We start from the raw sequence: 7994 nt of genomic DNA, 5'->3' as shown, positions 1-7994 counted from the left end.
GTCGAGTTTCCTCGGCTGAGCCGCGTGAAGGACCCCTTCCCTCGGCTGAGCCGAGGGAAGGGGTCCTTCACGCGCCGCCGTGGTGACTGGTGGTGCTGCAGGTCTCCCTCAAGGAGTCGTAAGGACCGGCCGCTTCCCGGTTCAGCCGCCGTAGGTACCTAAACACCCTTCGTTAGAACGACCCGAAACACTCACGACACCCTTCATCGGGAAGGCGACGGTCTAGCAGGGTTGCAACAGCCAGCAGAGCCGGTAGTTCGCCTGGTAGGTCGTGGACGTACCCGGCGCGACGATGTTCTGCGTCCGCGCGCCGCCGTGTGCCCAGCCGGTGTAGGCGTACTTCAGGTTGAGCGGTGGCAGGTTCTGCGGGCTGTCCGCGCTGATCGAGTTGGTGGATCCGGCGATCACCGTCCGGGAGAACGGCGTCCGCTGCTGTGTCCCGCCGACGGTGAGCATCGCCTGACTGGGGCTGGAGGTGAAGTTCAGCGACACCGTCTTCGGCTGGAGGTCGACGGTCTTGCTGCCGGTGCGGCCACTCGAATCGGTCGCGGTGAGCGTCAGCCGCAGATACGACGGGTACTCGTGGTCCGGTGCGACGAACGAGCCGGACGCGACGCCGGAGAAGTCCTGGACGTTATGCGTATGGCAGGTGCCGTTGGCCGCGCAGTGCCGGATCGCGAGCCGCCAGGACAACGCCGACGCCGGGAGCTGGCCGTCCTGTGCGTCGACCGCGCGGCCCGAGAATGGCACGGTCTGGCCGACCGACCAGGTCAACGCGCCGGTCGGGGTGTCGATGACCGGCACCGGATCGAGGCCCTCCGGATTCCCGACGGTCACCCGCACCGTCGTGGTCGCACTCGCGCCGTGCGAGTCCGTCACCCGCAGTCCGGCGTCGGCGGCGGCCGCCGTGGTGTAGGTCCAAGTCGGGCGGGAGACCGATGAGTCGTCGTACGCGCCGTCGGCGTCCAGGTCCCAGGCGTAGGACAGGGTGTCACCGGCGTCCGGATCGGTTGAGCCGGTGCCGTCGAACTGGACCGTCAGCGGCGCCGGGCCGCTCGCCGGATTCGCCGCGGCCACCGCGACCGGCGGCCGGTTGGTGCCGCCGGGACGGCTCACGCGACGGAGTTCGCCGCTGCCCAGCGCGACGTAGAACAGGTCACCACCCGGGCCGGTGAGCACCTGCACCGGTGTGTTGACGCCGGTCACGAACGGCACCAGACGGCTCGCGCTCGGCTGGCCGGCGACCGTTTGCATGGCCCAGATACAACCTCGGGAGGAGTCGGCGAAGAACAGTGCGCCGGAGTACTCGGAAGGGTAGTTGCTCCCGGACTCGAAGGCGATGCCGCTGATCGACGAGCCGCCGGTGGGGCAGGGGTCGCCCGCCACCACCTTGGCGCCGTGGTTGTAGGCGTAGTACGGCGCGGACTGCCCGCCAGAGGTGTACAAGGACTCGCAGACGTTCAGGTTCGCGCCGTCGTAACCGGCCTGCCTGGCGTTGCCTTCGTAACAGGGCCAGCCGAAGTTCTCCGCCACGCCGTCGCCGACGTCGGCGACGCGGTTGATCTCCTCCCAGGTGTCCCAGCCGACATCGCCCGCCCACAGCTCACTGGTGCCCGGCCGGAAGCCGAACCGGAACTGGTTCCGCGCGCCGTAGGCGATCACGCGCCGGGCGTTGGCGTCGGTGCTGCTCGCGAAGGGGTTGCCGGGTGCGCCTTCGCCGGTGTCAGGATCGAGACGCAGCAACGTGCCGTTGAGCAGTACGGGCTGTCCGGCGGGACGTCGCGGTGACTGCGAACGCAGCGCGCCGCCTTCGGCCGTCGGCGGGGCGAGGTTCGTCCCGGCGGGGGAAGGCGGATCGGCACAGGGATTCTCCACCTGGCCGTAGTCGGTGAAGTTGAAGCTGGCGCCGTCGCCGCCGCCCGCGTACAGCGCGCCGTCCGGCCCGAAGGCGAGAGCGCCGATCGAGTGGCTGGGGAACTGCTGGCACCAGCCCGTGACCAGCGGCTTTTCGCTGACAGCCGTGCCTGCCGAGCCCATGGTCAGCTGGGAGACGCGGCCGGTGACGACACAGCCCTTGTCGGTGGCGCCCGGCGGGGTCGGGCAAGCATCACCCCACCGCGGCGGAGTGCCGCCGGGCGTCGCGTCGAGGGTGTAGGAGACGTAGACGTACGGCCTGGTGGGAAAAGCGGGATCGACCGCCAGCCCGAGCAGGCCGCGGTCCCAGAAATCCTGTGTCTGCGGACGAAGGTCGGCGAAGATTGTCGGTGTCGTGTCGGCGAGTGAGTCGAAAACCTTGACCAGGCCGCTCTTCTCCGCGACGAACACCCGGCCGTCCGGCGCGAACGCGGTGGCGGTCGGCGAGCTGAGCCCGCCGATCGCGACCGTGTCGGTGAAACCGGCGGGCACCGCGGCTTCGGCGGGCGCCGCGGAGACGAGCGCGACCGCGAGTGCGCCGACGAGCGGCCCGACCACACCCACCGCCAGCGCACGTCGTGATCTTCGCGAGAACGATGACTTTCGGGGGAACAACGGACGACGAGAACCCATCACACGAACTCCTCCTGCGCAGGGACCGGAAAGAACGTGACGCTGTCCCGTATGGCGTGAGAAACCCGAAAGTTGTTACGGCTCTGAGGGGAAATGCGCACAAACCGCTAAAGACACGCCGAACCGGACGGTCATCCGGCCGTCAACGTGGATCGTGCTCGGGCGTCCACGTGGACGCGTCGGCTTGCTCTGTCACTGGATGAATTCGGTCTCGCAGCCCCTCGGGCGCCCGGTCGCCGCCGCCGGACCGGGCGGTCTTTTGTTTGATCTTCTCGAGCGCGGAATAGGTTGCCAGACAGGCGTCACACTCGTCGAGGTGATCGCGGATACCGCCGGAATAGGGTTCGGGTGCTTCGTGGTCGAAGAGCTCCTGTAGCTCATGGACGTCGTGGTGCGGCGTGTCGATGGATGTGATCGTGCTGCGGCCGGAGCCGTGACGAGCGCGGACCTGTGCGGCGATCGCCGGATGGCGGAACCCGACCTGTTCCTGCTCGGTCCCCGGCTCGATCCGGAGCAGCAGGGGTTGCAACGCCATCAGCTGATCCCGCAAGGGCCCGATGCGTGCCGGTCCACCGCGTTCCGACACTGTTCGCGGCAGCTCGGCGATCGGTGTCGTCCGGCCCGGCTCAGCGTGGGCGAGTGCGATGAGGACGGGGGCGGGGGCTGCTGTCCCGCACCATCACGTAAAAGTCGTCGCCTGCGTATTCGCCGTGGCCGAGCACGGCGATGATCAACGTGTCTTCACTTTCCGAGGCGGCCCTCACCGCCTGCTCGATGACCGAGTCGAGTTCCTGGACCGTGGGGTCGAGCAGAAGCCCGGCCGTGTCGCACGCGCCGAGAGCGGGACGCCGCACCTCATTCGAGTGACCGTCGTCACTACGGCCGAAGTTGTGGCAACCTTCGGCAGTCGTGAACGCCTGCAAGGTCACGAAGAACCACTGCCGAAACTTGGGGACCATGTGAAGAAGAGATTTGCCGTGATGCTGGCCGTCGCGCTGGCCGTGCTCACGTTGACACCGGCCGCGCCCGCCGGTGCGACCACCCGCTTCGACCGGGAACTCCAGGCGCGTATCGGACGCGCGCAGGCCTACGCCGACAGCAGGCCGGGCGATACCGGGATCGTCCTCCGGGACCGGTGGACCGGTGCCGTCTACCGGAGCAAGGCCGCCGGGACCCTGATCTGGGCCTGTTCCACCCCGAAGCTGGCCATGGTCGTCGACCTGTTGCTGCGCAACGACTCCGGGGCGGTACAGCTGACCGCCGAAGACCGGGACCTGATCCACCGGATGCTCAACTCCAGCGACGACGCGGCCGCCCACACCCTGTGGACCCGGTACGGCGGGGAGGCCGAGTTCGCCAAGCGGTTCCCGTCCTACGGCATGACCGACATGCGGTTCACCGACCAGCACCCGCACCACTGGGGCTGGATCCTGACCACCGCGAACGACCTGGACCGGCTGGTCAACTACGTCCTGACGCGGCTGCCCCGGCAGCACCGCGACTACATCGTCAACGAGATGCGCACCGTCGACGTCAACCAGCAGTGGGGCGTCTGGGGTGCCGGACCCGCCGCGCGGCCGGGCAACAAGGACGGCTGGTCCGACGACAACGACGACGGCTCCTGGATCATGAACTCGGTCGGTTTCGTCGGGCCGCACGAGCGATACACCCTCGCACTGATGAACAACACCAAGGTCATCCAGAACGGCTACGAAACCGGCCAGGAGACCACCACCAAGATCAGCGAAATCTTGTTCAAGGGGTACTTCGGGGACTGATGGTGGTCTGGTGGGTCGTGAGTGGCGATTCGGGTTACCCCTCATTGCCACTCACGACCCCCTGGACCGGCTGCCTGCGGGTGTTGCGCCTCCCGACCCGCGTGACCAATGCGGCCGCGGTGTCTTGAAGGGCCCCTTTGAGACGATCAACGTCCCAAAGGGGCCCTTCAGGACATGCACCTGACCAAGGGCGGCGGCCAGGCATGGGTACGGCGCCGCGCCGCCTTACCTAAGTACATGAAGGCCCCCTTCTTTGCGCTAGGCGCAAGGAAGGGGGCCTTCATGTACTTAGGTTCGCGGTCGTCTACGGGCGAGGCGCGCTGCTCGTGGCGGTGCGGTGCAGGTAACTTGGCCGCGAGCCGATGGCCGGATCGGGGCTTGTCTGTACGGCGGCGGCAAGATCAGTCGGAAAGCCCGGCGGAAGTCGTTGTCACGGGGCTCGTTTTCGTTTGTAGAGAACGATTCCTGGCCGTCGGCAGAACGCGTTCCGCGGTTTCCTGATCGCGATACTGGAGCCATATGCTCCTGATCTGCGACCTCGGGAGGACGACTCGTGGCCACTTTTCGCCGATGACCTTTGGCTCGGCGTCAGTACCGATGTACACCATGCCGCCGCCGTCGAGGACGACCGCCAGCAGGCAGGCGACCAGCAGCTCGGTGACCACCGACGTCAGGATCAGCGGAAGGGACTCACGGGCATACGCGGCCGGGTCGGCTGTCAGCCGGTCGAGACTGATGAACCACCCGAACGCCGTATGCGCGCCGGTGAGCAACAGACTCGATACGAGTGAGAAGGCGAGACTGCCCAGCGCCATTCTGGCGGCTTCACGAAAGGCGGATTCGGTGCGGCCCGCCCGTCTGCGTTCCCTCAGTAGCTCGAAGACGATCCCAGGGTCAGGAACGCCGCCAGCGCAACAAGGGGCTGTGGGATCAGGTGGTGTCTCCGGGACTGGTCGGCGGTTCCTTGACTTCGGGATCGAGGTAGCCCGAGTCCGGCGGTGGGCCGCCGTCACGAGGCTCACTTGGCGGAATCGGCGTAAGTTCTTCGTGAAGTCCTTCGAGTGGGGGTGGCGTTGTCGCGTGAAGTAAGAGGAATCGCCGGGTGGCTCGTCGTGGCGCTTCTGGGGATGCCGCTGCTGTACGGGCTGATCTTCGGCGTGGCCTGGCTGGCGGGCCTCTTGCCCGGCGTGCCGTGGCTGTATCCGGTGCTCGTGGTCCTGATCTGTGCCCTGCCCGCCGCCGCGAACGTCGGGCCCTCGACCGTGCTCGAACTCAAGTCGGATCGCCATCCCACGGTGGTCCTCTCGGCGGTGGCGATCGTGGTGGCGGCGGTCGGTTTCGCCATCGTCGCGCCGGGCCACGCGCTCGCGGCCCGAGGCGAGGTGGAGACCTGCGCCGTCTCACGGTTCGATCGGCAGGCGATGTGGGACGAGGGGAGCGCCACGTTCGCCGTCCTGGCGTGCCCGAGCGGACGTGAATCGACCACCTCGACCACGTTCGACGTCGACGTCGGCGACCGGGTCGACGTCGCGTTCCAGCCCGACGACGCGGCCTACTCGCTGCCGTTGCGCCGTCCGATGCTGGACACGGTGGAGCGGGTGGCGTGGGCGAGCGGCCTGGTCGTGGTGGCGAGCCACCTGACGAGTGGCTTGTGGTGGCTGCGCAACCGCCGTCGGACGCGAGCCCAGTAATCCTCATTGCCACTCACGACTCCCCGGACCTCTCGGCGGCCGAGAGTTGCGAAAGCCACTTTCGCAATGTTGAAGGTTGCGAAAGTGGCTTTCACAACTCCGACACGCTATTCACGACCCGCTCAGCGTCTCGAAGGCGATATCGGGAACAAGCGTCTCAGGTGGAGCAGTTTCTGGGGGCGGTCAAGTTCACCTTGGCGCCGGTGAATTCCTCGATGATCGCGATATTCTCCGGGGCGTAGTTCTTGGCGACGATCTTGTCCACGTCCGCGCTGCCGAGTTTGCCGGCATAGTCCGCGGATTGATCCAGCCAGTACGCCGCGCGGAGAAACTCGACGAGGATGAGTTCGCGCAAGGCGGGCTGGGCCTTGATCTTGGCCCAGTAGTCGGCGTGCTTGGTTTTGGCCACTCGCAGGTAGAGCTGCAGGTACCGGATGTTGGTGGCGACGATGTCCCGGGAATTGCTGGCACCCACGCCCTGGATGTACTCGGCGACGACGGTTGCCGCGGGCAATCCCATGAGTCCGGCGTTGAGTTCGGCGATGACTCCCTGGAGGAGGTAGGAGCCCTGCTGTGAATCCCGCAGGTAGATGTCGTCCATGCTGCGGGTGAGGCTATCGGTGATCAGCGGCAGTATTTCGCGGCGAGGGAATCCGCCGTAAAGGGGAACCTTCATCAGTTTCTGTGAAGCGTTGACCCACGAGGACGTATAGACGTTCCATGAGGTTCTCGACGGATCCAGGTCCCACATGTGGGTTTCCTCGTGGATCGCGACCATCAGGGATTCGGCGAGTGCGTTGAAGCTGGACTTTTCCACGAACTGGCTGAAATATTGGTCGTTGGCCTGTGCGATAGCGAGGCCCTCGCCGCTGGGCCAGCGCCGTTTGTACACGGATTGGATCGTCGACAGCCATTTCGACGACTGGAAGGCTGCCTTGATGTCGCTCACGTCGGCTTTTGGCTGTACGGGTTCTTGGTAGCAGTAGGGGGCGAGGCTGCCGGAGGGCAGGCCCGAAGCGGAGGCGGTGGGAAACTGGGCGAGGGACAGGGCGAGGCAGGCGGTCACCAGGGGAATGGAGTATTTACGGCGCATGCGGACCTCGGTTCACGGTAGGGATTTCCGTGGGTCAAGACGCGCAGTGTCTCCCATTCCTCACCGTCAGTTCAATGATCTTACGCCGAGCGAGCCCGACCGGCCTACGCGTTATGGCGGCGTACGGCGCAAGCATGATCATCCACTCACGAATTTCTGGAGCAACTCCAGTCCTTCTGCCACGACCGAAGGGGCGGCCGCGTAACTGATCCGCACGGTGCCGGAGGAGTCGAACACCGAACCGGGGACGATTCCGGCGCGCATGCGTTCCAGCAGCAGCGTGCAGAACTCGTCACTGGTGGCGGGGCCGTCGCCGCCGAGAAACCGGGAGATGTCCGGGAAGAGGTAGAACGCGCCCGTCGGCACGGGGCAGTCGACGCCGTCGATCGTGGCGAGTTGTTCGTAGGCGGACTTCCCGGCCGATGATGGGCGGGTTCATCGGATATGCCGACGGCAAGGTCTTCGTGTCGATCTCGCCGGGCGGTCTCGGCGTCAAGCTCCTACCGGCGGACCAGGAACGCGCGCTGGCGCGGCCGGGCGCGACCCGGATGCGTCATTCCGCGGACCAGCCGTACAGCAAGACCTACATCACGTTGTCGGACAAGGACATCGCCGACGACGTCCTTGCGGAATGGCTTCTCCTGGCGGCGAAGACCGCGCCGTCACCCAAACCCCGCAAGAAGCCCTGACCTCGGGTTCCTTTGCGGTAAGGAGGGGTAGGGCCGTGAAGGACTTCTTGCCAGGTACAGAAAGGCCCCCTTCCTGTACCTAGGCGCAAGGAAGGGGGCCTTCATGTACTTCAGGGAGGCAGCGCGGCGCCGGTACCGAGGGGGTCGGGTCTCGTGTGTTTGTTTTTGTGTTGTAATAAGACAAAAAAAAAAAAAA

The 7994-nt window shown here is 66.2% G+C and carries 9 protein-coding genes; 3 read left to right on the top strand and 6 right to left on the bottom strand.

From position 1 onward, the window contains the following. Nucleotides 1–222 precede the first annotated feature (222 nt). From AB0M65_RS39315 to AB0M65_RS39305, 3 genes are all read right to left on the bottom strand, one after another. The gene (locus AB0M65_RS39315) at nucleotides 223–2472 is read right to left on the bottom strand and encodes a PQQ-dependent sugar dehydrogenase (RefSeq protein ID WP_364040206.1); all 2250 of its coding nucleotides are present in this window, start codon (nucleotides 2470–2472) and stop codon (nucleotides 223–225) included. Nucleotides 2473–2689: 217 nt separating this feature from the next. Continuing rightward, entirely contained in the window at nucleotides 2690–3097 is a 408-nt protein-coding gene (locus AB0M65_RS39310; protein WP_364040197.1) for a hypothetical protein, read from the bottom strand. A gap of 76 nt (nucleotides 3098–3173) precedes the next feature. Further along, the gene (locus tag AB0M65_RS39305; RefSeq protein WP_364040194.1) at nucleotides 3174–3506 is read right to left on the bottom strand and encodes a hypothetical protein; all 333 of its coding nucleotides are present in this window, start codon (nucleotides 3504–3506) and stop codon (nucleotides 3174–3176) included. Nucleotides 3507–3527: 21 nt separating this feature from the next. On the opposite strand from AB0M65_RS39305, the gene AB0M65_RS39300 reads away from it, so the two are divergent. Beyond that, the gene (locus tag AB0M65_RS39300; protein WP_364040203.1) at nucleotides 3528–4325 is read left to right on the top strand and encodes a serine hydrolase; all 798 of its coding nucleotides are present in this window, start codon (nucleotides 3528–3530) and stop codon (nucleotides 4323–4325) included. Nucleotides 4326–4726: 401 nt separating this feature from the next. Here the strand turns inward: AB0M65_RS39300 and AB0M65_RS39295 are convergent, their stop codons facing one another. Beyond that, nucleotides 4727–5338 carry a DUF6338 family protein gene (locus AB0M65_RS39295; RefSeq protein ID WP_364040200.1) on the bottom strand — a complete coding sequence of 204 codons (612 nt, stop codon included), beginning with the start codon at nucleotides 5336–5338 and terminating at the stop codon, nucleotides 4727–4729. Nucleotides 5339–5437: 99 nt separating this feature from the next. On the opposite strand from AB0M65_RS39295, the gene AB0M65_RS39290 reads away from it, so the two are divergent. Continuing rightward, the gene (locus AB0M65_RS39290; RefSeq protein ID WP_364040191.1) at nucleotides 5438–6016 is read left to right on the top strand and encodes a hypothetical protein; all 579 of its coding nucleotides are present in this window, start codon (nucleotides 5438–5440) and stop codon (nucleotides 6014–6016) included. Nucleotides 6017–6173: 157 nt separating this feature from the next. Here the strand turns inward: AB0M65_RS39290 and AB0M65_RS39285 are convergent, their stop codons facing one another. Both AB0M65_RS39285 and AB0M65_RS39280 read right to left on the bottom strand, forming a co-directional pair. Further along, nucleotides 6174–7109, bottom strand: a complete 936-nt coding sequence (locus tag AB0M65_RS39285) for a hypothetical protein (RefSeq protein ID WP_364040188.1) — start codon at nucleotides 7107–7109, stop codon at nucleotides 6174–6176. Nucleotides 7110–7247: 138 nt separating this feature from the next. Further along, nucleotides 7248–7475, bottom strand: a complete 228-nt coding sequence (locus AB0M65_RS39280; protein WP_364040185.1) for a hypothetical protein — start codon at nucleotides 7473–7475, stop codon at nucleotides 7248–7250. A gap of 56 nt (nucleotides 7476–7531) precedes the next feature. Between AB0M65_RS39280 and AB0M65_RS39275 the strand changes: the two genes are divergently transcribed. Further along, nucleotides 7532–7798 carry a hypothetical protein gene (locus AB0M65_RS39275; protein ID WP_364040182.1) on the top strand — a complete coding sequence of 89 codons (267 nt, stop codon included), beginning with the start codon at nucleotides 7532–7534 and terminating at the stop codon, nucleotides 7796–7798. The last annotated feature ends 196 nt before the right edge of the window (nucleotides 7799–7994 follow it).

The organism is Amycolatopsis sp. NPDC051071 (assembly GCF_040682875.1).
Taxonomy (GTDB): domain Bacteria; phylum Actinomycetota; class Actinomycetes; order Mycobacteriales; family Pseudonocardiaceae; genus Amycolatopsis.
The sequence above is the reverse complement of the archived record's forward strand: the minus strand, read 5'-3'. Positions and strand labels throughout refer to the sequence as shown.